The sequence below is a fragment of the Caballeronia insecticola genome (assembly GCF_000402035.1).
Taxonomy (GTDB): domain Bacteria; phylum Pseudomonadota; class Gammaproteobacteria; order Burkholderiales; family Burkholderiaceae; genus Caballeronia; species Caballeronia insecticola.
Genome location: NC_021294.1, coordinates 208,853 through 232,462, shown reverse-complemented (window position 1 = coordinate 232,462; position 23,610 = coordinate 208,853). Strand labels below are relative to the sequence as shown.

Below are 23,610 nucleotides of genomic sequence, written 5' to 3'. Positions count from 1 at the left end.
CATATCCAATCCGCGATCGCCGATAAGCGCTTCCTTCAGATCAGCTGCCGTCCTTCGTCGCCGGATCGCTGAAGAAATAGTCCTGCCACGACTTCGGCTCGTTCCTGATCGCGCCGACGCGATGCATAAACTGCGCAAGCGCGAACGTGTTCTGCGGCGCGACCTTGAACTGCACCGAAGGATCCTTGATCACCTTGATCAGCAAGTCGCGATCTATCTTCGCGTTGTTCACGCGCAGATAGATATCGGCGGCCTGCTCGGGATGCTGCGTCACGTAGCGCGCGGCATCGTTGAGACCGGCGACGAACGCGCGGTACGTCTTCGGATTCTCGGTGCGGAATTTCTCGGTCGCGTAGAGCACGGTCGCGGAACTCGGGCCGCCGAGCACGTCGTACGAATTGAGCACGATATGCGCCTTCGGATTGCCCGCGAGTTCCTGCTGCTGGAACGGCGGATTGCCGAAATGCGCGTTGATCTCGGTGCCGCCCGCGATGACCGCCGCCGTCGCATCGGGATGCGGCACGGCTTGCGTGAGCTTGTCGAGCCGATCGAACTGCTTGTCGCCCCAGGTTTTCGCGGCCGCATATTGCAGGATGCGCGACTGCACCGACACGCCGACCGCCGGCACCGCGATACGGTCCTTCTCGGTGAAATCGGCGATAGTCTTCACGCGCGGATCGTTCGAGACAAGGTAGTACGGAAAGTTGCCGAGCGACGCGACGCCCTTCACGTTCTGCCGTCCGTGCGTGCGGTCCCAGATCGTGAGCAAGGGACCGACGCCCGCCGCAGCGATATCGACCGAACCCGACAGCAACGCGTCGTTGATGCTCGCGCCGCCCGAGAGCTTGGCCCAGTCGACCTTGATATCGAGGCCTTCCTTCTTGCCTTCCTGCTCGATGAACTTCTGGTCGCGCGCGACGTTGAGCAACAGATACACGACGCCGAATTGCTCCGCGATGCGCAGCGTGCCTTCGGCCTGCGCACTCGTCGACGTAATGCCGAGCGTCACGGCGAGCGTGGCGACGAGCGCGCGAACGGCGCCCTTCCCTGATCGAGAAAGCATGGCTGAAACCCCGGGATTCAAAGATGTTGTTGGTGTTGAAAAACCGCTTCAGAAAGGCGCGTCGCCTTCGATGGTCGTGCGATACAGCTTGCGGCGCTGATCGTCGGGCGTGCCTGCCGCGAGATGCATGACCGAGCGGTTGTCCCAGAACACCATGTCGCCCGCGCGCCATTGATGCCGGTAGATGAACTCCGGCTGCGTGCCGAACGCATAGAGTTCGGCGAGCAATGCGCGGCTTTCGTCTTCCGGCAGGCCGATCACGCGCGTCGTGAAATGCTCGCTGACGAACAGCGCACGGCGCTTCGTCTCCGGATGCGTGCGCACGATCGGATGCGTCACCGGCTTGACTTGCGCGATCTGTTCGGCGGAGAGGTTCGGCCGCCACGGGCTACGCTTTTGCAGTTCGCCGTATTTCGCGAGATAGGTATGCTCGGCGACGCGCCCTTCGACCGCGTGTTTGAGATGCGCGGGCAGCGCGTCCCACGCGAGATGCTGATTGGCGAACAGCGTGTCGCCGCCGACGGCCGGCAACTCCTGCGCGTGCAGCAGCGAACCCAAACTCGGCTTTTCTTTGTACGACAGGTCCGAGTGCCAGAAATGGCCGGCATCGCCCAGACCGATCGGCTTGCCGTTCTCGACGATGTTCGACACGATCAGCACTTCCGGATGTCCCGCGAGGCCGAACTGATGCAGCACGTGAATCTGCAACGGGCCGAAACGCTTGCTGAAGGCGACTTGTTCGTCGGGCGTGATGCGCTGATCGCGAAACACAAGAACGTGATGATCCAGATGCGCACGATGAATGCGCGCGAAATCCGTCTGTGAGAGCGGCTTCGAGAGATCGAGCCCGATCACTTCGGCGCCGAGCGGGGCGTCGAAGGCGCGAATTTCGATGGCTTGATCGGCGGCGGCTTCGGGTGTTTCGAGTGTTGCGGAGGCGGTCTGAATCGTCACGGTCGGGTCGGTCACAATCGGTCACTTTAGGGAAGCGATCAATCTAACGCGTGCCGATTCGGCGGGCAACGAAGCATCTGCGATTTGGATATCAGCGGAAGCTATAAGACTTGCTGTCGACTCATTTGTCGGCGGCATCGAACGGCAATTCGACCTGCACCGGCTCGATAAAGCCGCTCTCGTCACGCCCCGACAACGCGCTCACGCGCACGCCGAGCAGCCTGATTCGTCGATCCAGCACGATGCGCTTCAGGCATTCGGTCGCCGCGCGGCGAATTTCGAGCGGATCGGCGGTGGCGACGGGAATCGTCAGATCGCGCGTGACGGTGCGGAAGTCGTCGAAACGCAGCTTGATGCCCACCGTGCGCCCGAGATAGCCCTTGCGCTGAAGGTCTTCGGCCACGCGCGTGCAGAGTTGCGTGAACTCGACGGAGAGCGTCGCGCGATCGTGCTTCGGATGAAAGTCGCGCTCGAACGTGGTTTCGCGGCTCATCGACTTGGGCTCGGAACTGACGACCACCGGCCGGTCATCCTGCCCCTGAGCGATACGCGCGAGCCACGCTGCATAGGTATGACCGAAATGCGTCTGCAGCAGGCCGGGATCGGCCACGGCGATATCGCCGACCGTGACGATGCCGAGCGCCGCCAGCTTTTCGTTCGCCTTCGGTCCGATGCCGTTCACCTTGCGCGCGGCGAGCGGCCAGATACGCGTTTCGAGGTCGTTCATCGTGAGGATGGTCAGGCCGTCGGGCTTGTCGAGCTCCGAGCCGATCTTCGCCAGCAGCTTGTTCGGCGCGATGCAGATGGAGCACGTCAAACCGGTCGCCTCGTTCACGGCGTCCTTCATGCGCCTGCCGATATCGGCGGATTCGCCCGGCATATCGCTCACGTCGATATAAATTTCGTCGATGCCGCGATTCTCGATCTGCGTCGTGAACGTGGCGACAGCCGCCTTGAACAGACGCGAGTAATGACGGTACGACTCGAAATCGGTTGGCAGCAGAATGGCGTCGGGCGCGAGTTGCGCGGCTTTCATCATGCCCATTGCGGAAAACACGCCGAATTTGCGCGCTTCGTATGTGGACGTGGTCACGACGCCGCGGCCCGCGTAGTCGCGCAGCCGCCTGAAACGGCGCGTGCCGTCGGCAAGCGTTTCGGGTGTGGCGTCGCGGCCGCCGCCGACCACGACCGGCATGCCGCGCAGCTCCGGATAGCGCAGCAGTTCGACCGATGCGAAGAACGCGTCCATGTCGAGATGCGCGATGCGGCGAGGGAAAGACTGCGCGTCCATTCGTGTGATCAGAGCGCCGGAACGCCCGCCGCGCCCCGAGCGAAATGGACAGATAGAGATGCGTCAAACATGCGGTAGCGGGACCACGGTGCACGTTGCGGCGGCGTGGCGCAGAAAGAAAATGGCTTACTGTACATCCATACAGTAATTCGCGCCAGAGGGCGTGCAGGCAGGCTCGCGCTCATTCACTCCGGCGTGCGCTTTTCCGCGAGCGCGCGGCGGCAGTCGTCGAAAACCTGCCGCACGACGTCCGATTGATAGTTGAGGTCTTCGCTGTCGAGAATTTCCTCTACGGCGTCGCGCGCCCAGTCCGCTTCGAGCAGCGCGCAATGCTGCGTGGCGATTTCGCGAGCGATGGCGGCGAGCTTCGCGATTGTGAGCCAGTCCGCCAGCCGCTGATGCCGTTCGAGCCACTTGTGCGCCGCCTGCACGTGAAACGCGGCTGCGGGCCAGTCGCCGTTCAGATAGAACGCGCCGAGGCTGCCGCACGTGAGCCAGCAAAGCAGTTCGACGCGGTCGCGAGCACTGAGGGTACGGGGCACATCGTTCATGGCGGTCTTCACGAAAGACGATCGACGAATGCGGCACACGCACGGCATGTCGTGCCGATCCGTATGAAATCCGTATGAAACACGATAGCACGGGATGGTGCGGCGCGGCACTGCCGTCACGCTGCGCGCAGGGCCTTTACGGTGCGCTGGCGAACGCTCGCTGCGCAGTGAAAGAAGAACGCGCGCGTCGTGCCTGCGGCGCTCTCATTTATCGCTAATTCGCGGGGCATAACCTGCATTCCGTCGGCCCCACTCATTGCTTCACTCACGGCCGCTTTTCAACGACGGAGGTGCATCATGTTTGAACGTTTCTCGCAGTCCCTCGGCAGCTTTTTCTCCGACCACCATGCCCGCGACGAATATCTCTCGTCATCGAGCGATCTCGCCGAACTCGAACGCCGCATGCGCGAGGTCGAAACGCAGGACCACATGTACAACATGCATTTCTACAGCGCGTCCGGCGGACGGCACTACGACGACCACTGAGCCCACTGAGCGGCACGCGCTACTTCGCGTCCTCGCGGCCCGCCTGCCCGAGCATCACGGTCCAGCCGAGTCCGCGCACGTTGCGAATGACGCCCGCGCCGAACTTCTTGCGCACGGAATGGATGAGCACGTCGACGGCGTTGCTCTCCACTTCCTTGCCCCAGCCGTACAGGCGATCCTCAAGCTGATCGCGCGAGAAGATCGTGCCGGGGCGTTCGAGCAGCGCATGCATCAGCGCGAACTCGCGCGCCGACAGCACGCCCGAACACTCGCCGCACGTCAGCGTGCGCTGGTCGAGGTTGAGGTTGAGGGAATCGTCGCCGAGACGCGAGATCGCGTAACCCGCTTTGCGGCGCAGCACCGCGCGGATGCGCGCGAGCAGTTCGGGCATCAGGAATGGTTTGAGCAGATAGTCGTCGGCGCCGAGATCGAGGCCTTGCACGCGCGTGTCGAGATCGTCGCGTGCGGTGAGGATCAGCACCGGCGTCGCGTTGCCCGCCGTGCGTGCCTGACGCAACAGTTCGATGCCCGTCATGCCCGGCAGGCCGAGATCGAGCAGCACGACGGTGTAATCGGCGCCTTTGAGCGCCTCGCGGCCGGCGTTGCCGTTGCGTACCCAGTCGACTGCGTAATCGACATCCTTGAGCGCACGCATCAGGCTTGTGCCGATCTGCACGTCGTCTTCGATGAGGAGAATTCGCATGTTCCACCCCGCACCCGCACACCACAGCGGACTACAGCGGACCGCACGGCATGGCGCCGCCGGACGGCCGGAAATGGCGCACACCCCCGCGCGCCGGCAATGCGGCGCGATGTGAATCGAAATCGCACGCCCGGTCTTTTTATTGCTTCGACTGACCGATGCCGATCGACTCGCGCCACGCAGCGAATGCATTGTAATCGGCGCAAATAGGCGCGCCTATCCCTATGCGTTTCATGCGGATGCAGATGTGGAAACCGATGCCGATGCAGCCGCGGCAGCGCGCTCCGGCACCTCTTCGACCGGAAAGCCGATCGACGCGACGATGCCCGACTGTCCGTCATCGCGATTGCGCAGCGTGACGTCGCCGCCATAACGCGCCGCGATCGCCTTCACGATGGACAAGCCGAGCCCGCTGCCCTCGATATCCGGATTCGCGCGAAAGAAGCGGTCGAACACGCGCGGCAGCAACGCTTCGTCGATGCCCGGCCCGTTGTCGATGACATCGACCCAGACCATGTCGCCGTCGCGCCGCATGTGCAGATCGATAGTGCCGCCGTCGGGCGTATAGCGGACCGCGTTCGACACGAGGTTCTTCACCGCCATGCCGATGTCCGTCTCGATGGCCCGCACATGCGCGCTCACCATCTCCTCGGCGCCGATGTCGAGACCGCGCGCGAGCGCGATCGGCAGCACGTCGGCGACGGCGCCGGTCACGACTTCCGCCAGATCCACACGCGTGAGCGGCGCGCCGCCCATGGGTGCGTCGGCGCGGGCCATCCGCAGAAGCTGCGTGATGAGACTGCCGCTGCGCGTGATGCCCTTGCGCAGTTCCTGAAACCGCTCCTGATTGCCGGCCACGATATGCGGCGCGAGATTGTCCGCCTGCAATTGCAGCGCGGTCAGCGGCGTGCGCAGTTCGTGCGCGGCATCGGCGATGAACTTGCGCTCTTTTTCGATGGACATCGCGAGGCGCTCGATCATCGTGTTGATCGAATGGATGAACGGCGCGATTTCGGTGGGCACGCCGACGGTCGGCAACGGCTGGAGATGCGCGGCGTCGATGGCCTGCGCTTCCGCGCCGAGTTGCGTGAGTTGCCGCAGCGAGCGCCGCACGACGAGCGCGACCGCGATCCACACGAGCGGCAGCAGCACGGCAATCGGCCAGAGCGTGACCGTGGCGGCTTCCTGCGTGATCTCGCGGCGCACGGACGAGCGTTGCGCGACCTGAATGGTCATCGTCGGCTCCTGACGCGTGAAGATGCGCCAGAGTTCGTCGTTGACGGTGACGCCAGAAAATCCCGGCTGCGCGTCGCGCGGAAAATGCGCGGACGGGTCGGTCGTGCGGAACGGCAGCGCCTCGCCCGGCTTCCATACGACGACCACGACATCGCGGTCGTCCTGCGAGCCGCGCGCGGGGTTCGTGGGAATGCCTTCGGCGAAGCCGTCGCGCATGCGCGCCGCCACTTGTTCGAGCCGCATGTCGAGCAGCGCGCTCATGCCGGTCTTGCTCAACTGATACGAACTCACGCCCTGCACGACGCCAATCACGCTCACGAGCAAGCCCAGCGCGACGACCAGTTGATTTTTCAGCGATTTGATCATTCGAGTCCGCCGCTTCGGAAAGGGAGAAGGCGAATCGCGCGACGATTCATCCGCCCGTCCGATTCTAGGCGACATTTCGGCGGATTTCGGTCTGAAAGACGACATGGGCGTGGCCCGAGCGCGGGGCCCTCCGGCGAAAAAGAGGCGCCGGTCCGGTCGGAGCCGACGCCCAAGGGCTGAGGAGTTACGAGGATGTGAACGGAGCTGGAAGCGCTCGGGGAAGCACCGTCCGTCCACACGACCCAGCTTAGAGACGCAGAATGAGCGATGAATGAGCGCGCTATGCCCGGGCGAGGTCCAGCAGCGTTTCGCGCGTAGGGATAACATTGCATGCGGCGCTTCCTTAACGACAACATCGCTTGGGCTGCAAGGAATCTGCAAGTTTGAGCGTCGCCGCCGAATTTTTCTTCCATCGAGCATGACCCGTTTGTGCGCATCGTCATGATGTGCGCGGCGGGCGATATGCCTTTCAAGAACCGCATGTCACAGACCAGAAAAACCGCTCGTCCCCTCGTCATTGCCGCGGTGATGGCCTCGATGGCCATGGTCGCGATCGAGGCCACCATCGTCTCGACCGCGATGCCGCAAATCGCCACGCAGCTCGGCGGCCTCAATCTCTACAGCTGGGTGTTTTCGTCGTTCCTGCTGACGCAGACCGCGCTCACCGTGGTGTTCGGCAAGCTCGCGGACCTTTACGGACGCAAGCCCGCGATGCTCGCCGGCATCGCGATCTTTCTGGTCGGCTCGGTGCTCGCGGGCTTCGCCTGGTCGATGCCCGCGATGATCGTCTTCCGGCTCGTTCAGGGCGTCGGCGCGGGCGCGATCCTGCCGGTTGCGCTGACGGTCGTGGGCGACCTCTATCCGGCTCGCGAGCGCGGCAAGGTGCAAGGCTATCTGGCAAGCGTCTGGGCCGTGTCCGCCGTGCTCGGCCCGATGGTCGGCGGCCTTCTGATCCGTCAGTTCTCGTGGGCGTGGATCTTCTGGATCAACGTGCCGATCGGCATTCTCGCGGCGTTCCTCTTCGTGACCTTCCTGCACGAAGAAAAGCGTCACGACCGCCCGGCGATCGACCTCGCGGGCGCGTGTCTCTTCACGACCGCCGTCGCCGCGCTGATGATGGCGCTCACCGATGCCGGCCACGCGAGCCCTGCGCGCGTCGGCGTGGAGATCGCGGTGCTGGTGCTGAGCTGCGTGCTGTTCGTCGTGCAGGAACGCCGCGCCGCCGATCCGATGATCTCGTTTCGACTGTGGGCGCATCGCCCGATCGCGGCGAGCAATATGGCAACGCTGCTCGCCGGCATGGCGATGATGGGCCTCACCACGTTCCTGCCGATGTACGTGCAGGGCGTGATGCATCGCACGCCGGTGGAAGCGGGCCTCACGCTCACGATGATGATGATCGGCTGGCCGAGCGGCGCCACCTTCACGTCACGCTCGTTTGCGCGCATCGGCCTGCGGCGTCTGCTGATGATCGGTCCGGTGTTCATCCCGCTGGGCGCGTTGCCGTTCGTGCTGCTCGGCCCGGAGTCGAGCCCGGTGTGGGCGGGCATCGGCTCGGCGGTGCTGGGCTTCGGCATGGGTATCACGAGCGTGTCGTGCCTGATCCTGATTCAGGAAATCGTGCAGCCGATCGAGCGCGGCAGCGCCACCGCATCGAATCTGTTCTCGCGCAATCTCGGCAACACGCTCGGCGCGGCCGTGTTCGGCGCCGTGCAGAACTATGGCCTCGTGCACACGGACGGCCTGCCGCCGGTGCACGCGGATCAGCTGAAGCAGTTGCTCTCGGCCGTGCCGGGCAACTTCGCGGCCAACGACGACATCCGCCTCGTGCTGCATCATTCGCTGCATCTGACCTTTACGGCAATGTTCGTGATCGCGCTGGGCGCCGTCGTCTCGATGATGTTCATGCCGAAGATCGACATCGGCCGCGCGAAGGAAACGGTTGAAAAAGTCGGCGGCGAAGATGCGGCCAAAGCGGCGGCGAATCAGGCGTTCCATTGAGCATCGCCGATGATCTCGAGCCAGTACATCAGCCGCATTACGCTCTTGCGCGACAAGGCGCCGGACTTCGACGTCTATCCGTTTTCGTTGCCCGCCGTGCGCGCGCTCGACACGCTCGAACCGCATCCGAAGGTCACGTTTCTCGTCGGCGAGAACGGCTCCGGAAAGTCGACATTGCTGGAAGCGATCGCCGTCTCGATGGGCTTCAATCCCGAAGGCGGCACGAAAAACTTTCGCTTCGGCACGCGCGCATCGCACTCGCCGCTGCATGAATACCTGCGCATCGCGAAAGGTTTCAAGCGGCCGCGCGACGGCTTCTTTCTGCGTGCGGAAAGCTTCTTCAACGTGGCGACGGAAATCGAACAACTGGACAGCGAGCCCGGCTTCGGTCCGCCGGTTATCGCGTCGTATGGCGGCAGGTCGCTGCATGAGAAATCGCATGGCGAATCGTTTCTCACGCTGCTGATGGAACGCTTCGGCGGACAAGGGCTCTATCTGCTCGACGAACCCGAAGCCGCGTTATCGCCGCAGCGTCAGCTCGCCGCGCTCGCGCGCATTCACGATCTCGTCAAAGACCAATCGCAGTTCATCATCGCGACGCATTCGCCGATTCTCATGGCCTACCCCGATGCGTGGATTTACGCGCTTACCGAAGACGGCATCGAACGCGTCGCCTATGAAGACACCGAGCATTTCAAGGTAACGCGCGCGTTTCTCGCGAACCCCGAACGCATGTTGCGCACACTGCTGGACAACGAACGCTGAAACGCAGCGCGGCCCGCCGCGATGAACGGCGGGCCGCGACGCTAACGCCAACACCCACGCACTCAATCCTGCGCCTGGATCAGCGGGCTTTCCTGCTTGGACTTGTCGACGCTTGCGTCGTCGGTGGACTGAGCGCCCTGCGCCATCGTCTGCAGATTCATGCCTTGTTGCGAGACGGGCGCGCCGTCCATCGGCGAGTAATGCGGCGCGGGGCCGTAGCCGCTTGCCAGCGCATAGGACGCGCCCGCCAGCGCCGCGACGAAGATGATGCCTTTGAGATTGCCGATCATGATAGTGCTCCTGAGGGTTTCAATATCCACTTCATCGGCCTCATGCACTGCCTGCCCAGCAACCGACCTTCTGAAATGTGCACGCAGTCTACGTGCGCAAGTTCGTGTTGAAATCCCCTCTAAAGCAAGGATAAAAATGGATGGATGCGTTCGCTATGAATGAAGCGCATGGCACATTCATATGTTGTCTTCGACCGCAACCGACACGGCGCCCGCATTGATCGTCAGGCGCGTGCGCTTTTGCAGCGGCGCTTGCGGCGCGGTGCCGTCGGCGTTGAGAAACTTCATCTTGTTGAAGACGGCGATGAACTGCGTGGACGTGATCGTCGCCGATGCATAGCCGATGCCGTCGTGATCCGAATACAGCATGTCGGGGTTGTTCTGACGAATGAACGAATCGAACAATGCCGGTGAACTGATCAGCGACGCGAGCGGCATGCCCGCGGAATACGTCTTGACGTCCTCGAAGAACGGCTGACTGCTGATACCCGCCGACATCAGATCGATCATCACGGGCGTGCCCGTCGCGGGATTGGGCACGTCGCGGACGATGCCCGCCTGGAACGCGTGCAGGTCGCCCGTGATCGCGACGAGATTCGTGATGCCGCGCGTCTTCACGAACGACAGCAGATCCGCCTTGTGCGACGGATAACCGTCCCACGCGTCGCAATCGAGCACGAAGACCACATTGTCGGGCGCGGGCGCAATCGACGAGAGATCGAGCCACAGGCGGTTCATCATCACTTCGTTGCCCCACACCTTCCATATCGACGTCGACGCCGACAGCGTGTCTTTCCACCATTGCGTTTGCGTGGCACCGAGGATCGACGGAACGTGTCCGAGCCGCTGCGTGTCGAGCGCCTCGAACTGCGCCAGCACCGCTTGCGGCACGAAGTAGCGCGAGCCGACGAGATCGTTGCCGTTCACCGGATCGTGCCCGAGCGCCTGCGCGATAGCCGCTTCGGACACGACCTGATCGTCGCGATAAAGCCGCTCGTCGGTCATCACGAGATGCATCAGCGAACCGAAATGAAAGTCGCGATAGATGCGGATATTGTCGTAAGCCGGGTTGGCGAGATCGAACGACACGTCGCCCCAGTCCACCGGCAGATACTCGGCCCACGCCTGATTCGCGTTGCGGCGGCGCGCCGTCTGCTGAAGATTCGCGTTCGTGTACGTCTGATGATCCTGCCAGCAATCGTCGGAGAACTCGTGATCGTCCCAGATCGCGATGACGGGAAAGCTCGCATGCACCTTCTGCAGCCGCGCGTCGCCGCGATACGTACGATAGAGCGTGCGGTAATCGTCGAGCGTGTTCGCGTACGTGCCGCCGCTCGGCAGCGTGATCGTCGGATGCGCGGGCTCGACGCTGCCCGGCGGCGCCGCGAAACCCGCTTCGTAGATGTAGTCGCCCAGATGCACGACGAAGTCGAGATCGGTTTCGGCAGCCAGCAGCGACATGGCCTGCCAGTGATTCGCGCTCCAGTTCTGGCAGACGAACCAGGCGAAGCGCAGTTGCGGAATCGACTCGCCGGCGGCGGCGGCGGTGCGCGTCGTGCCCATTGCGCTGACATCGCTGCCCGCGACGAAGCGGTAGTAATACGTCGTCTTCGCAGTCAGGCCCGTTACTTTCGCGCGCACCGTGAAGTCGTAATCGGCGATTGCGCTGAGCGGCACGCTCGCGACGAGTTGCGCGAAGGTCGCTTGAGTCGATACTTGCAAGGTCACGGCGACTGGAGTCTGCGCGTTCGATGCCACGCAACGCGTCCAGAACACGGCGGAGACATCGCGCGGATCGCCGCTCGCAACGCCTTGCGGAAATGCGAACGCGCCCGCGGGCGGCGGAGTCGGGCCGCCGTTGCCGGGGCTACTGCCGTTGTCGTCGTCGTGGCCGGAATGGCAGGCGGCGAGCGTGCCGGATGCGGCCGCCACCGTGTAGAAAGCGGACAGCGAAATGAAACGTCGACGGTCCATGAGAGTCTCCGTGTGCGGGCATCAAGGCGATTCAGCGCGATACGCAATAAGCGATAAGCGGGAGTTCGCTGGATGCGTCGAGCGGAATTCCGACGGATGAGCGCGGCTCTCTTTCCGAAACCGAAACGCTTACAAGCTATAAACCGCATCACGCACTGTCAAGCACGTTCGGAGGCGGCCCGGCGCTTGCTACTAATCGATAAAGGCATGGCTCTGCGGCGCGCTCAGCGACTAAACTGTGGTTTCGACGGATTGCGCGGCAGATGTCCGCATTTTCTGCGCGTGTTCATCGAAGTACGATTCACGCTCGCGTATTGCGATCATAATCAGAACCATGACCAGACCCAGAGCTGCTGCCCCCACACTCGACGCCGCACGCCCGGCCGCCAACGAACACGGCCTGAGCGATGCGCAATATCACGCGCTCGTCGATGCAATCGAAGATTGCGCCATCTTCATGCTCGACCTGAACGGCTGTATCACGACCTGGAACACCGGCGCGCGCAGAATCAAGGGTTACGAGGCGCACGAGATCATCGGTCAGCATCTGTCGCGCTTCTATACGGCGGAATCGGTTGCGCGGGGCTGGCCGCAGTACGAACTGGAACAGGCGTATGCGACCGGCCGCTTCGAGGACGAAGGCTGGCGCGTGCGCAAGGACGGCTCGCTGTTCTGGGCGAACGTGGTCATCACGGCGGCGCGCGATACGAGCGGCGAGATCATCGGCTATGCGAAGTACACGCGCGATCTCACGACCAAACGCGCCGAGGAAGAAAAGCTGCGTCTTTCGGAGGAGCGCTTTCGTCTGCTCGTGGAAAGCGTCAGCGATTACGCGATTTTCATGCTCGACCCGAGCGGCCATATCGCAAGCTGGAACACGGGCGCGATGCGCATCAAGGGCTATCAGCCGTCGGAGATTCTCGGCAAGCACTTCTCTCTTTTCTATGGCCCGGAAGATCTCGCGGCCAATCTTCCCGAAATCGAATTGCAGACGGCCATCCGCACCGGCCGCGTGGAAAACGAAGGCTGGCGCGTGCGCAAGGACGGCTCGCTGTTCTGGGCCAATGTCGTAATTACGGCCGTGTACGACGAGCATCGCGTGCTGCGCGGCTTCGCGAAAGTCACGCGCGACATGAGCGAGCGCAAGCGGCTGGAGCAACTGGAAGTGTCGTCGCGGCGCATCAGCGAGTTTCTCGCGACGCTTGCGCACGAACTGCGCAATCCGCTCGCGCCGGTACGCAACGCGATCGGCGTGATGCAGATGGACGCGGACATGCCGCCGCGCGTGGCGGCGTGCCGCGACATCATCGACCGTCAGACGTCGCATCTCGGCCGCCTCGTCGACGATCTGCTCGACATGGGCCGCATTACGACCGGCAAGATCGACTTGCGCATGACGCGGGCGGATGTGAGCGATATCGTCGCGCGCAGCATCGAGCTTGTGCGTCCCTCGACCGACGAGCGCGCGCAGACCGTCGCGACGACGATGCCGCCGCGGCCCGCCTACGTCATGGGCGATGCCACGCGCCTCGTGCAGGTGGTGCAGAACCTTTTGAGCAATGCGTCGAAGTTTTCGCCGCGCGCGAGCACGATTTCCGTCGACGTCGAGTGCGAGGCGAATGCGTTATTGCTGAAGGTAATCGACACGGGGCGCGGCATTTCGCAGAAAGGGCTCATGACCATCTTCGATCTGTTCGTGCAGGAGGATCACTACCTCAATCCGGGCGAGTCGGGATTGGGCATCGGGCTGACGCTGTGCCGGTCGATCGTGGAGTTGCACGGCGGGTCGATTACCGCGGCGAGCGGCGGCCCGAATCTCGGCAGCACGTTCACGGTGCGCCTGCCCTACGCATCCGACGACGATGCCCCGCGGCCGCATCGCGTGCTTGCGCAGAGTGCGGAGATGGCGGCGGGCAATGGCGTGCGCGTGGTCGTGATCGACGACAATCGCGATTCGGCGGACAGCCTCGCCATGCTTCTGCAGATGAAGGGCCATGATGTGCGCATCGCTTATCACGGCAAGGAAGGGATCGAAGTGGTCCGGCATTTTCCGCCGGAACTGATTCTGCTCGATCTCGCGCTGCCGGATATGGACGGCTATGCGGTGTTGCGCATGCTGCGTTCGCTGAGGCTCATCGGGCGCGCGAAGGTCGCGGCGATGACGGGCTTCGGGCAGAGCAGCGACAAGGAACGCTCGGCGTCGGCGGGGTTTGACGCGCATTTGGTGAAGCCGGTGGATTTTGATGAGCTGGATCGGTTGTTGGAGCGGGTTGGGGGGCGTGAGGCGTAGCGTGATCGCTGCGATGGGTGAGCGAGTCCTTTTTCGACTCTCCTGCTTCATGCGGTGCCGTTATTGGCTCTCAGGACGGGATTTGCACTTGGTCGTTCTCGGCGCGTTCCGTTCTTGAGAAAGTTGCGCAATGTCGAGCGTTTAGGCCTCTACGATTTGCACTCCTTTCTAATACGGAGATGGCATGTCATTTCCCGAATGGGGGCGTTCATACAACGCGCTTTATGTGCTTACGGCAATGGGCTTGGCATGCGCGCTGATGCCTGCCGGTGAAGTGAAAGAAGAAGCCAGCTTCAACGGATCATTGTCGTCCGAAGAGCGCGAGAAGAAGCGGAGAGAACGGAAGAAGCAAATCGAGCAGGACAAGGACGACTTCCATCGGTTGTTCAAGATCGAAATCGATCCGCGCGACGCTACAAGCTCTTTCGAATTCGGCCACTACGCAGACGTTATTCGCAACACCTTACGGACATCGAGTTGGAACATACCGATCGGCGGCAACGGCATAACGCACGTGCTGCGCAATGCCGTGCGTGACAGCTAATGGGTGTTCAAGCACTACGCCCCGCTACACTGGCCGCGCGACGGCGGCGGTGTTTCATTTGCCACGAGCGCTGGCGGGGCGAATATATCGACAAGTCGATTCACCGGCCCGTTCTCTGCCGCAATGCATGCAGCAGACATTGTGATGAATAGCAGACTCGCCGGCGGCAGCCGTTCAAGCGGCAGTAAGGCGAGTGGCGGCAGCGGCTTCGATTGGCTCGGCGCTGCTGAATCGGTTGCCGGGGCTGTGTTCGGCGGCGAAGATTCGACAGATGACAGTGGCAGTGACTTCTCCTCAAAATCCTCGATCATTCGGATACCGAATGATCGAGGATTTTGATACCAAACCGTTCGAGTACAGCCAGATATGCGTATAACATGCTATCGTCTTCCACGCTGGCTCCGTGAGGGAAATCGCCAGGTTGCCCTCGTGCGCACCACACGGCTCTGGCAATCATGCTAACCCAGGTAAGGCCTCGTGCCGCGCAGGTTTATTTGACGGCGTGCACAGTACTCAACGTGATAATCGCAATACGCCAATAGTTTTCTAGTGCAGGGATTCAATGCTGGCTGCTTTTCTTCCGCCTTACCCGTTCCGCGGTGTGCGCGCCCCTTACCTCTGGCTTTACTACAGATTATTGACCAAGTGGGCCGGCGAATCCGCAATGTTCATTACTGGGCGGGAATATATTCGGCCAGTGGAGGAGTGGAATGGTCGGTGGGAGTGCGCGCCCGAAATGCAATCCCGGCTTGGTTACCGGCTGCCCGAACATGCTGCGATCGATCGTCACGAGTATCAGTGGCTGGACGAGAGCCGTTTCGAGCAGTGGCTGGCGGCGGCCGGCCACAATCCTATTGCAGCCTTCCGTTATTTCCTAACGGAGCGCGACAATGATTTCGAGCAGGAATTGCGTCGACTGCTAGCGAAGGCATCTGCGCCTGTCGAGGCGCTCGTGTCCATTTGCAATGTTCCATCGTTGGAAGCGGTGTGTGCGGAGTTGGGCATTCCCGTCGTTCATGTAGAGTTGGGCGCACTCCGTGCACCGCTCTTTTGGGAGACGAGTTACGTCGATTTCCAGGGTGTGAACGGCCATACCGAAAGTGCAGGCCGCTACGAAGCGTTCGACAAATGGGACTTGCCTCTGGCACGAACCGATCTTTTCCAATTCTTCGCTAGGACGTGGCGGCCGGTCCCGCCTGACGCACAACCTGATCATGAACTGGGCGTGGTCCTACAGGTCGAGGACGACTCGAATCTGGTTGCTTTTAGTAACGGCATGGACAATATCGGCTTGTTGACGGTTGCAACGAACGATGTGGCTCCGCTAGGCGAGTGCCCGTTGGTCCGTGCGCATCCTGGAAGTTCTTTTGGCATTCGGACTGGCCGTTTCCATGTGGATGAATCGCCTAGCAGCCCGCTGTTCATCCAGCGATGTCGACGTATCCTGACCATCAATTCCAGCGTCGGCCTAGAGGCGGTCCTTCTGGACAAACCCGTTCAAGTCTTCGGCGAGAGTTCGTTTGACTTCATCCTGTCCGCCTCGGATGAAGCTGAAGTGATCAGCAGGCTCGCGTTCTATCTCTTGGCCTATCTCGTACCCTTTCCGCTGCAACTCGATCCCGAATATTTGCGCTTTCGCATCGCCAGGCCTGCCGAAGAATTGATCATCCTTCGTCATTTGGAAAAATACCTGGAGCTTATGCACTTGGACGCGAAGATGTTTGCAGGCTCTCCCGTAGCCGAGCGTGTGGCGCTTTCAGTGTTATTCGCCAACCAAAGCAAGACGTTCGAAGAGGCGCTGGCCAAGCGCGATGGGCAAATCTCCGCGCTCAGACAGGCCTTGTCCGAGCAGGATGGACACACCTCCGCTTTGACGCGGACGCTGTCCGACCGAGAGGGGCAGATCGCGTCCCTGACGCAGGCCGTGTTGGAGCGAGAGGGGCAGCTCTCCGCGTTAACGCATACGCTGTCTGAACATGTCGGGCAGATATTCGCTCTGGCGCAGGTGGTATCCGAGCGAGACGAACAGTTTTCCGTCATGACGCAGGCCGTGTCCGAACGTGATGAGCGCGTCTCTGCCCTGACACATGCCATGACCGAACGCGATGAAAAGATCGAAGCATTGCTCTCGTCCAGCTCATGGCGCATGACGAAGGCATGGCGCTTCTTCGGCAGATTGCTGCGAGGGGCGTGATTGGGGTTCCCATCCCCGGTTTACCGCACAGGCGACGGCCCACCGGCGAGTCTCGAGGCCTGCGAGAACCTTGCACACAACACAATCAGTGAGGATCATATGGGCTTGCCGGGTTGGAGAACAAGGGTGACGTTGCCAGTGCAGAATGCGGTTGAATTCTGTCAGCGCGGGCGTTGCGGTCATGCTCCAACCGGGCGATGCCGATGCGTTGCCTGGTTCGCCTAGACTAGGGCTGCACTCCCTGATTCGGCGTTTCGTTGCCTGGATAAGGTCGAAGAAGCCGCGCCCTACGAATCAGCCACACTTAATCAAATGATTCGGTTGATTGCTTCACTGGGCGGCTTCCTGGGCCGCAAGGGGGATGGCGAACCGGGTGTCAAGACGCTCTGGATCGGATTGCAGCGAACCATGAATGCTGCCGCTACGATTCACGCTCTCCGCAACGAGGGCGTATGACTTCTGTATAACGAGATGCCCCTCACCCCCGCACCACCCGCAACGGAAAAACAACCCTCGAAGCCACCAGCCCCAACGCCCCACCAAGCAAAGTCTCCCAAGCCCTGGCCGTAAGCAGCGCCATCGAATGCACGCCACTCGCCGCAAGCGTCACAACCAACACAAACGCAAACGCGCCACACGCAATGTCATACCGCTCCGGCAACGCCATCGCATAAGCGATCATCGCAATGGCGGACAACATCCACACGACGAGCGGCCAGTGCTCCGCGAGCGGCAAACACACAATCCCTATCGGCACACCGACGAGCGTCCCATAGATGCGCCGCCGCACGCGCTCCGCCGTCCCCACCGCCGATGTCGCCACGACATACACACACGCAGTCATCGCCCACGCCGACTCCGCGAGCACGAACGCGCGATTCAACAGCACCACGACGAGCGCGCCGCATGCCGCCTGCAAACCCATCGCGAGCGCGGGTGAAACGGCATATCCGCCATACGTTGGCTCGGAGCGCAACGCCGGCAACAGCACCGGATGCTCCGCCGGTCCTGAAAGCACCCTCGGCACGATCGCCGCGACCATGCCGATCCCCAGCGCGATGAAAATCCCCCACGAATCGGCGGGCGCGAGATCCATGCCGTACGCAAGAAGCTGCCCGATATAGAGCTGCGAGCCGATGCCCGCGCCGGTCACGCCGAAGCGCTTCAGATAACCCGCGAGAAACGCGCCCGTCACCAGAATGAGTTCCGCGCCGCCACGGCCCCATTGCCTGAACAACGGTTCGAACAACGCGAAAGTCAGCGCGCCGAACGCCGCGGCGCAGCACAGAATGGCGAGATCGCGGCTCGATTCATAGCGCGTCGTGCGCGCCTCCGAAACGCTCGCCCACAGCGCGAATCCGCCCGCGAGCGCGCCAACCGACACGCCCGCAGGCACGGTCTGCGTCACGTCCTGCAGCGCGCCGAGCGCCGCCGCGAGACCGTAGGCGGTCACGAGCCGCAAACCCTTGATACGCCGATGCGTGCCCGGATCGACACGATCGAGCCACGCAAGCGCCGCCTGCGCGTGACGTGTCGTCGCCTTCGCCGCGCCGCGTGCCGAAGGCGCGTAACGCGTGTTCATGTCGCCGGCCTGCTGCTCGTCGTCCATCGCGATTCACCGAGGAACACGCGACGGATGCCGCGTCTGCAACGCATTCTAGGCGATGCCGCACGCCGCGTTTCAGCTTCGCACACGCTTCTTCGGCGCGCGCGCCGCCTGCCCGCCGCGCCGCGCCGCCTCGACGATGCAGTCCGCCAGACGCGCCGCCGCATCCGGTTCCTCCGCACGCGCGCGCCGGACACGCTCGACGAGGCCGATCTCCCGATGAAACGTGTCGTCGCCGAGATCGAGCGCCGTCACGCCGCGCGGCCACGCACCGATACCGTCCGACACCGGCAGCAGCGCCACGCCCAGCCCGCGCGCGACGAGTTGCGCGATGCCCGGCAGTTCGTCCGCTTCGATCGCGTCGCGCACCGCGATGCGCCGCTTGCGCAGAAACAGATCCACCTGGCGGCCGCCGAACGAGCGCCGGTCATAGCGGATGAACGGCTCCGTCTCGATCAGTTCGCGCCAGTGCACGCCCGCGCGGGCTGCGGGCGCGAGCAGCACGAACGGCTCCGCGACGAGCGTGCGCCACGTCAGCTCCGCCGGCAGGGAAAACGGCGGCCGGATGATCACGGCCATGTCCGTTTCGCCCGCATCGACCTGCGCGAGCAGATTGAGCGACACGCCCGGCACGAGCCGGATGCGCCACGCGGGCAAGGCGCGCCCGAACGCGTCGATGGCATCGGGCAGCAGCGCCGCATGCGCCGACGCGATCGCGCCGACCGCGAGCAATCCGCCGCGTCCGTCCTCGCCCTCCGGTTCGGCGAGACGCGCATACAGCGCGATGAGTTCATCGGCGAGTTCGAGCGTGCGCCGGCCCGCCTTGTTCAGCGTCGCCGAGCGGCCGGTGCGGTCGAACAGCGCGAAACCGAGATGCGCTTCCAGCCGCTGCATCTGCGCGCTCACCGCCGACTGCGTGAGCCCGATCTGCGCGCCCGCGCCCGCAAAAGTGCCGTGACGCGCCACGGCGATAAAAGTCTGTAGTTCGCGCAGCATGTCGATTCATCGAAAATATTGGGGCTGACTCCCGCAATATATCGTTTCTCAACACATTTATTCATGAATACACTATCGTTTTGCCCGCCTATAAAGGACTCTTTGCCATGAGCATTCCGCCGTTCCATCTCGCATTCCCCGTTCACAGTCTCGCCGCCGCGCGCGAGTTCTACGGCGAACTGCTCGGCTGCCCGGAAGGCCGCAGTTCGGACGCGTGGATCGATTTCAATTTCTACGGTCATCAGATCGTCGCGCATCTCGCGCCCGAGGAAGCCGGCCATCGTTCGACGAGCGCCGTCGATGGTCATGCCGTGCCGGTGCGTCACTTCGGTGTCGTGCTGTCCATTCCGCAATGGGAAGAACTCGCCGCGAAGCTCACCGCCGCGGGCACGCGCTTCATCATCGAGCCGCATGTGCGCTTCAAGGGCGAAGTCGGCGAACAGGCGACGATGTTCTTCCTCGACCCGTCGGGCAATGCCGTCGAAATCAAGGCATTCGCCGATATGTCGTCGCTGTTCGCGAAGTAACGCGGCGGCCAAAAGCCTCGCTCCGCTTTCGCGCACATGACGCGCGCCCGACGGATCGTTTCCAATATAGAATCCGCCGAGCGCGCCGTGCGCGACATCGGAGAGAATAAAAATGAGGCCATCAGAGGGACGCCGCCGCTTTCTCGGTGCGGCGCTATGCAGCACGATCGCCGCGTGCGGCGGTTCCGATTCCGACGACTCCAACGCCGCGACTCCATCCGGCAACACGCAGACCGGCCCCGTGCCGGACTCGCAGATCAACGCCGCGCTCGCGCAACTCGACACGCTCGCCAATAACCTGCTCGCCAGCACCGGCGTGCCCGGCATGGCCGTCGCGGTCGTGCGCGGCACGCAGACCGTTTATGCCAAGGGCTTCGGCACGCGGCTCGTCGGCTCGGGGCAAGCCGTCGATGCGGATACCGTGTTTCAGCTCGCGTCGGTATCGAAATCGGTCGGCGCGGCGGTCGTGGCGCAGCAGGTCGGGACCGGCGCCGTCGCGTGGAATACGACCATCCGCACGCATCTGCCGTGGTTCACGTTGTCCGACGAAAAAGTGAGCGCGGCCGTGACCATCGGCGATCTGTACTCGCATCAGTCCGGCCTGCCCGATCACGCGGGCGACACGCTCGAAGACATGGGCTACGGGCGCATGGAAGGTCTGCAACGGCTGCGCTATCTGCCGCTGCATCCGTTTCGTCACTCGTACTTTTATACGAACTTCGGGCTCACGGCGGCGGCGCAATCCGTGGCGACGGCCGCGGGCATCGACTGGGAAACGCTCTCCGAGAACGTGCTGTACAAACCGCTCGGCATGACGAGCACCAGCTCGCGTTACGCGGATTTCGCCGCGCGTCCGAATCGCGCGCTCGGTCACGTGAAAGTGGGCGACAAGTGGGTGCAAGGCGCGGGCACGATGCCCGATGCGCAATCGCCCGCGGGCGGCGTGAGTTCATCGGTCAACGACATGGCGAAGTGGCTCGCGATGATGCTCGGCACCGGCATGTTCAACGGCAAGCGCATCGTCGATGCCAACGCGCTCACGGCCGCGATTACCGCGCAAGTGCAAAGCTCGCCGCCCGGCGACGGCAGTCCCGCAGGCTTCTACGGCTACGGCTTCAACGTGGGACAGACGAGCGCGGGGCGTCCGTCGTACAGCCACTCCGGCGCGTTCGCGCTCGGCGCGGCGACCAACTTCATGGTCGTGCCGTCCACGAATCTCGCGATCGTCACATTGACGAACGCCTTTCCGATCGGCGTGGCGGAGGCGCTGAACCAGCAGTTCTTCGACATCGTGCAATACGGGTCGGTCCAGCGCGACTGGTTCAAGCTCTACAGCGATGCGCTGGCGCCGCTCGCGAAGCCGACCGGCTCGCTCGTGGGCGCGACGCCGCCCGTTTCTCCGCTGCCTGCGCGGGCGTTGTCGACTTACACCGGCACCTACAAGAACGACTACTTCGGGCCGATTCAGGTGGTCGATCAGGGTGGCGCGCTTGCCATCATCATCGGGCCGCGTCCGCTGACGTTGAAACTTTCGCACTGGGACGGCGATATCTTCACGTTCACGCTCGTCGACGAAAACGCGAATCCGGGCACTATTTCGAAGGCATCGTTTTCCAGCGACCGCGTGAACCTCGAGTATTACGACGCGGACGGTCTCGGCACTTTCGTGCGCTGATCCAAAAGCACAACGGGACGCCGCGCGGGCGTCCCGTTTCCGGTTATGTCGATGTACATCGATATCGATGTTACTTGCCCGAGCCGCTCGCGCTCACCGGCGCGCCCGGACCGCTCGGCGTCGCGGTGCCGCCGGGCGCGGTGGATGGACCCGAGTTCATCGAGTTCGTGTGCGCCTTCTTCGAATGCATCGACTTGTGCGAAGACTTCGCGCCTTGCGTGGTCGTCTGCGCGTTGTCGCCGGCCTGCAAGCCGGTGGTCGAACTCGGCGGATTGTCTTGCGCGAAGGCGGAAGCGCACACCAGCGCGAACGCGCCAGCCGAGAGAGCGATACGTGTCATGTCGAAAACTCCTGTTTGCGTGTACGAAATGCGTTCGATGCGGCGGATTCTGCCTGCACGTAACGATTCAGCACGCCACATGCCACGGTCTGACGATTCCCAAACATCGCGCAAACACGGAGTCTTCGATGAAACCTGTCACGTCCTGAACACGGCGACAGCGCGCTTCAACTCTTCGGCCTGAACCGCGAGCGCGGAAGCGGCCGCCGTCGCCTGCTCGACGAGCGCGGCGTTCTGCTGCGTGACCGCGTCCATCTGCGTGATCGCGACGCCGACTTGCTCGATGCCCTGCGTCTGCTGCGACGATGCCGACGAAATCTCGTTCATGATGTCGGTCACGCGCGTGACGGAGGTCAGGATCTGCTTCATCGTATCGCCGGATTGCTGGGCGAGATCCTGTCCCGCCGTCACGTTCGTCACCGATTCGTCGATCAGCGTCTTCACGTCCTTCGCCGCCGCCGCGCAGCGTTGCGCGAGCGCCCGCACTTCCGATGCAACCACCGCGAAGCCGCGACCATGCTCGCCCGCGCGCGCCGCTTCCACGGCTGCGTTGAGCGCGAGAATATTCGTCTGGAACGCGATGCCCTCGATCACGCCGATGATATCGACGATCTTCTCCGAGCTGCCCGCGATCCGGTCCATCGTCGCGACGACGCCGAGCACGACGCCGCTGCCGCTTTCCACCGTCGACGACGCGCTCGCCGCAAGCTGGCTCGCCTGTCCCGCGTTGTCGGAGTTCAGACGCACGGTCGACGTGAGTTCTTCCATGCTCGATGCCGTTTCCGCCAGCGACGCCGCCTGCTCTTCGGTGCGCGACGACAGATCGTGATGCCCGTCCGCGATTTCGCGCGATGCGGCCGTGATGCCGTCGGCGACGAGCTTGATCTGCGCGATCGTCTGCGTGAGGCGCGACTGCATTGTGTGCATCGAATGCATGAGGCTCGAATCGTCGCCGCTTGCAACCTGAACCGGCTCGGCGAGATCGCCCGCCGCGATGCGCTGACAGACGATCGCCACATCGCGCGGATCGCCGCCGATGCTCTTCAGCACGCCGCGAATGATGAGCATCATCGCGAGCGTCAGCGCCACGCCGATCGCGCCGACGAGCAGCAGCGACTTCAGCACGATCGCGTGGAAGGCGGCGTCGATATCGTCGACATAAGCGCCCGTGTAGACATGCCAGTCCCACTCGCGCACGTAGTCGCCGTAGGTGATCTTGGGCAGCGGCTCCTGCTCGCCGGGCTTCGGATACAGATAGGTCGTGACGTGCGAGCCGTCGAGACCGTGCTTCACGATTTCGCCGGTGAAATGCTTGCCGGTACTGTCGACGAAATCGTTGATCTTGTTCTCCGTGTCCGGGCGCACGGGATTCAGGATCTGAAACAGCTTCGAATCGAGGATGCCGAGATAGCCGTTCGTGCCGTAACGAATCGCGCGCACGCTCGCGATGGCGAGTCTCTTTGCTTCTTCTTCGGGAAGCGCGCCGCTTTGCGCCTGCTTCACATAAAACCTGACGACGCTCGTCGCCGACTGCACTTGCTCGGCAAGCGCGCCTTGACGGTTCTGCATCAGCGAGTGTTTCGTGGATACCGCGTTGAGTACGCACAGCAGAATCAGACTGAGCCATACGAAGCCCACGGTGCTCATGAGCTTGGTCTTGAAGGAGAGTTTTTTCACGATCTGGTCGAAGGGGCCCATGAAGGGGCCGATGAATGTGCCGGGGACAGCGCCTGTATGCGGCTTCGATCGCGAGGCTTT

At 62.9% G+C, this 23,610-nt stretch carries 21 protein-coding genes and 1 pseudogene; 10 read left to right on the top strand and 12 right to left on the bottom strand.

The window, feature by feature from the left end:
• Positions 1-40: 40 nt before the first annotated feature.
• From BRPE64_RS15145 to BRPE64_RS15130, 4 genes are all read right to left on the bottom strand, one after another.
• Complete coding sequence (locus BRPE64_RS15145; RefSeq protein ID WP_016354318.1) at positions 41-1,063, bottom strand: ABC transporter substrate-binding protein; 1,023 nt, start codon at positions 1,061-1,063, stop codon at positions 41-43.
• Between the two features lie 48 nt (positions 1,064-1,111).
• Positions 1,112-2,017 carry a TauD/TfdA dioxygenase family protein gene (locus BRPE64_RS15140; protein WP_051180487.1) on the bottom strand — a complete coding sequence of 302 codons (906 nt, stop codon included), beginning with the start codon at positions 2,015-2,017 and terminating at the stop codon, positions 1,112-1,114.
• A gap of 121 nt (positions 2,018-2,138) precedes the next feature.
• Positions 2,139-3,308 (bottom strand): DNA polymerase IV, encoded by a 1,170-nt coding sequence (gene dinB, locus BRPE64_RS15135; protein WP_016354316.1) that lies wholly within the window; start codon positions 3,306-3,308, stop codon positions 2,139-2,141.
• 185 nt (positions 3,309-3,493) lie between these two features.
• Entirely contained in the window at positions 3,494-3,859 is a 366-nt protein-coding gene (locus BRPE64_RS15130) for a hypothetical protein (protein ID WP_044042665.1), read from the bottom strand.
• A gap of 297 nt (positions 3,860-4,156) precedes the next feature.
• Here BRPE64_RS15130 and BRPE64_RS15125 point away from each other — a divergent pair, with 297 nt between their 5' ends.
• Positions 4,157-4,345: a DUF3563 family protein gene (locus BRPE64_RS15125; RefSeq protein WP_016354314.1), complete on the top strand. Its 189-nt coding sequence runs from the start codon at positions 4,157-4,159 to the stop codon at positions 4,343-4,345.
• Positions 4,346-4,364: 19 nt separating this feature from the next.
• Here BRPE64_RS15125 and BRPE64_RS15120 read toward each other — a convergent pair whose 3' ends face one another.
• Both BRPE64_RS15120 and BRPE64_RS15115 read right to left on the bottom strand, forming a co-directional pair.
• Positions 4,365-5,048 carry a response regulator transcription factor gene (locus tag BRPE64_RS15120; protein WP_016354313.1) on the bottom strand — a complete coding sequence of 228 codons (684 nt, stop codon included), beginning with the start codon at positions 5,046-5,048 and terminating at the stop codon, positions 4,365-4,367.
• A gap of 231 nt (positions 5,049-5,279) precedes the next feature.
• Positions 5,280-6,650: a sensor histidine kinase gene (locus tag BRPE64_RS15115; RefSeq protein WP_016354312.1), complete on the bottom strand. Its 1,371-nt coding sequence runs from the start codon at positions 6,648-6,650 to the stop codon at positions 5,280-5,282.
• Between the two features lie 480 nt (positions 6,651-7,130).
• On the opposite strand from BRPE64_RS15115, the gene BRPE64_RS15110 reads away from it, so the two are divergent.
• Both BRPE64_RS15110 and BRPE64_RS15105 read left to right on the top strand, forming a co-directional pair.
• Entirely contained in the window at positions 7,131-8,651 is a 1,521-nt protein-coding gene (locus BRPE64_RS15110) for an MDR family MFS transporter (protein WP_044042663.1), read from the top strand.
• Between the two features lie 9 nt (positions 8,652-8,660).
• Positions 8,661-9,416, top strand: a complete 756-nt coding sequence (locus tag BRPE64_RS15105) for an AAA family ATPase (protein ID WP_016354310.1) — start codon at positions 8,661-8,663, stop codon at positions 9,414-9,416.
• Between the two features lie 62 nt (positions 9,417-9,478).
• On the opposite strand, the gene BRPE64_RS15100 is transcribed toward BRPE64_RS15105, so the two are convergent.
• Both BRPE64_RS15100 and BRPE64_RS15095 read right to left on the bottom strand, forming a co-directional pair.
• Positions 9,479-9,706, bottom strand: a complete 228-nt coding sequence (locus tag BRPE64_RS15100; protein WP_016354309.1) for a hypothetical protein — start codon at positions 9,704-9,706, stop codon at positions 9,479-9,481.
• Positions 9,707-9,883: 177 nt separating this feature from the next.
• Positions 9,884-11,680 carry an alkaline phosphatase D family protein gene (locus BRPE64_RS15095; RefSeq protein ID WP_016354308.1) on the bottom strand — a complete coding sequence of 599 codons (1,797 nt, stop codon included), beginning with the start codon at positions 11,678-11,680 and terminating at the stop codon, positions 9,884-9,886.
• A gap of 334 nt (positions 11,681-12,014) precedes the next feature.
• Here BRPE64_RS15095 and BRPE64_RS15090 point away from each other — a divergent pair, with 334 nt between their 5' ends.
• The 5 genes and pseudogenes from BRPE64_RS15090 to BRPE64_RS15075 form a co-directional block, all read left to right on the top strand.
• A complete protein-coding gene (locus tag BRPE64_RS15090; protein WP_232519251.1) occupies positions 12,015-13,970 on the top strand; it encodes a PAS domain-containing hybrid sensor histidine kinase/response regulator in 1,956 nt (651 codons plus the stop codon).
• A 184-nt stretch (positions 13,971-14,154) separates the two neighbouring features.
• Entirely contained in the window at positions 14,155-14,514 is a 360-nt protein-coding gene (locus BRPE64_RS15085) for a hypothetical protein (RefSeq protein ID WP_016354306.1), read from the top strand.
• 144 nt (positions 14,515-14,658) lie between these two features.
• Complete coding sequence (locus BRPE64_RS32870) at positions 14,659-14,853, top strand: hypothetical protein (protein WP_144063417.1); 195 nt, start codon at positions 14,659-14,661, stop codon at positions 14,851-14,853.
• 223 nt (positions 14,854-15,076) lie between these two features.
• Positions 15,077-16,708, top strand: a complete 1,632-nt coding sequence (locus tag BRPE64_RS15080; protein WP_016354305.1) for a GT99 family glycosyltransferase N-terminal domain-containing protein — start codon at positions 15,077-15,079, stop codon at positions 16,706-16,708.
• A 306-nt stretch (positions 16,709-17,014) separates the two neighbouring features.
• Positions 17,015-17,164, top strand: a pseudogene (locus tag BRPE64_RS15075) (IS4 family transposase); the annotation flags it as partial.
• Between the two features lie 22 nt (positions 17,165-17,186).
• Here BRPE64_RS15075 and BRPE64_RS15070 read toward each other — a convergent pair.
• Positions 17,187-18,317: an FUSC family protein gene (locus BRPE64_RS15070; protein WP_016354304.1), complete on the bottom strand. Its 1,131-nt coding sequence runs from the start codon at positions 18,315-18,317 to the stop codon at positions 17,187-17,189.
• 72 nt (positions 18,318-18,389) lie between these two features.
• Positions 18,390-19,310, bottom strand: a complete 921-nt coding sequence (locus BRPE64_RS15065) for a LysR family transcriptional regulator (RefSeq protein ID WP_016354303.1) — start codon at positions 19,308-19,310, stop codon at positions 18,390-18,392.
• Positions 19,311-19,417: 107 nt separating this feature from the next.
• Between BRPE64_RS15065 and BRPE64_RS15060 the strand changes: the two genes are divergently transcribed.
• Both BRPE64_RS15060 and BRPE64_RS15055 read left to right on the top strand, forming a co-directional pair.
• A complete protein-coding gene (locus BRPE64_RS15060; RefSeq protein ID WP_016354302.1) occupies positions 19,418-19,837 on the top strand; it encodes a VOC family protein in 420 nt (139 codons plus the stop codon).
• Positions 19,838-19,949: 112 nt separating this feature from the next.
• Positions 19,950-21,512 (top strand): serine hydrolase, encoded by a 1,563-nt coding sequence (locus BRPE64_RS15055; protein ID WP_016354301.1) that lies wholly within the window; start codon positions 19,950-19,952, stop codon positions 21,510-21,512.
• Between the two features lie 70 nt (positions 21,513-21,582).
• Here BRPE64_RS15055 and BRPE64_RS15050 read toward each other — a convergent pair whose 3' ends face one another.
• A complete protein-coding gene (locus tag BRPE64_RS15050) occupies positions 21,583-21,852 on the bottom strand; it encodes a hypothetical protein (protein ID WP_044042264.1) in 270 nt (89 codons plus the stop codon).
• 138 nt (positions 21,853-21,990) lie between these two features.
• Positions 21,991-23,529 (bottom strand): methyl-accepting chemotaxis protein, encoded by a 1,539-nt coding sequence (locus BRPE64_RS15045; protein ID WP_044042660.1) that lies wholly within the window; start codon positions 23,527-23,529, stop codon positions 21,991-21,993.
• Between the last annotated feature and the right edge of the window lie 81 nt (positions 23,530-23,610).

What these genes read in the sequence shown, in the direction of transcription:
- BRPE64_RS15145 (WP_016354318.1), bottom strand. Translation starts at nt 1,063, where the DNA reads ATGCTTTCTCGATCAGGGAAGGGCGCCGTTCGCGCGCTCGTCGCCACG.
- dinB (WP_016354316.1), bottom strand. Translation starts at nt 3,308, where the DNA reads ATGGACGCGCAGTCTTTCCCTCGCCGCATCGCGCATCTCGACATGGAC.
- BRPE64_RS15130 (WP_044042665.1), bottom strand. Translation starts at nt 3,859, where the DNA reads ATGAACGATGTGCCCCGTACCCTCAGTGCTCGCGACCGCGTCGAACTG.
- BRPE64_RS15125 (WP_016354314.1), top strand. Translation starts at nt 4,157, where the DNA reads ATGTTTGAACGTTTCTCGCAGTCCCTCGGCAGCTTTTTCTCCGACCAC.
- BRPE64_RS15120 (WP_016354313.1), bottom strand. Translation starts at nt 5,048, where the DNA reads ATGCGAATTCTCCTCATCGAAGACGACGTGCAGATCGGCACAAGCCTG.
- BRPE64_RS15115 (WP_016354312.1), bottom strand. Translation starts at nt 6,650, where the DNA reads ATGATCAAATCGCTGAAAAATCAACTGGTCGTCGCGCTGGGCTTGCTC.
- BRPE64_RS15110 (WP_044042663.1), top strand. Translation starts at nt 7,131, where the DNA reads ATGTCACAGACCAGAAAAACCGCTCGTCCCCTCGTCATTGCCGCGGTG.
- BRPE64_RS15105 (WP_016354310.1), top strand. Translation starts at nt 8,661, where the DNA reads ATGATCTCGAGCCAGTACATCAGCCGCATTACGCTCTTGCGCGACAAG.
- BRPE64_RS15100 (WP_016354309.1), bottom strand. Translation starts at nt 9,706, where the DNA reads ATGATCGGCAATCTCAAAGGCATCATCTTCGTCGCGGCGCTGGCGGGC.
- BRPE64_RS15095 (WP_016354308.1), bottom strand. Translation starts at nt 11,680, where the DNA reads ATGGACCGTCGACGTTTCATTTCGCTGTCCGCTTTCTACACGGTGGCG.
- BRPE64_RS15090 (WP_232519251.1), top strand. Translation starts at nt 12,015, where the DNA reads ATGACCAGACCCAGAGCTGCTGCCCCCACACTCGACGCCGCACGCCCG.
- BRPE64_RS15085 (WP_016354306.1), top strand. Translation starts at nt 14,155, where the DNA reads ATGTCATTTCCCGAATGGGGGCGTTCATACAACGCGCTTTATGTGCTT.
- BRPE64_RS32870 (WP_144063417.1), top strand. Translation starts at nt 14,659, where the DNA reads ATGAATAGCAGACTCGCCGGCGGCAGCCGTTCAAGCGGCAGTAAGGCG.
- BRPE64_RS15080 (WP_016354305.1), top strand. Translation starts at nt 15,077, where the DNA reads ATGCTGGCTGCTTTTCTTCCGCCTTACCCGTTCCGCGGTGTGCGCGCC.
- BRPE64_RS15070 (WP_016354304.1), bottom strand. Translation starts at nt 18,317, where the DNA reads ATGGACGACGAGCAGCAGGCCGGCGACATGAACACGCGTTACGCGCCT.
- BRPE64_RS15065 (WP_016354303.1), bottom strand. Translation starts at nt 19,310, where the DNA reads ATGCTGCGCGAACTACAGACTTTTATCGCCGTGGCGCGTCACGGCACT.
- BRPE64_RS15060 (WP_016354302.1), top strand. Translation starts at nt 19,418, where the DNA reads ATGAGCATTCCGCCGTTCCATCTCGCATTCCCCGTTCACAGTCTCGCC.
- BRPE64_RS15055 (WP_016354301.1), top strand. Translation starts at nt 19,950, where the DNA reads ATGAGGCCATCAGAGGGACGCCGCCGCTTTCTCGGTGCGGCGCTATGC.
- BRPE64_RS15050 (WP_044042264.1), bottom strand. Translation starts at nt 21,852, where the DNA reads ATGACACGTATCGCTCTCTCGGCTGGCGCGTTCGCGCTGGTGTGCGCT.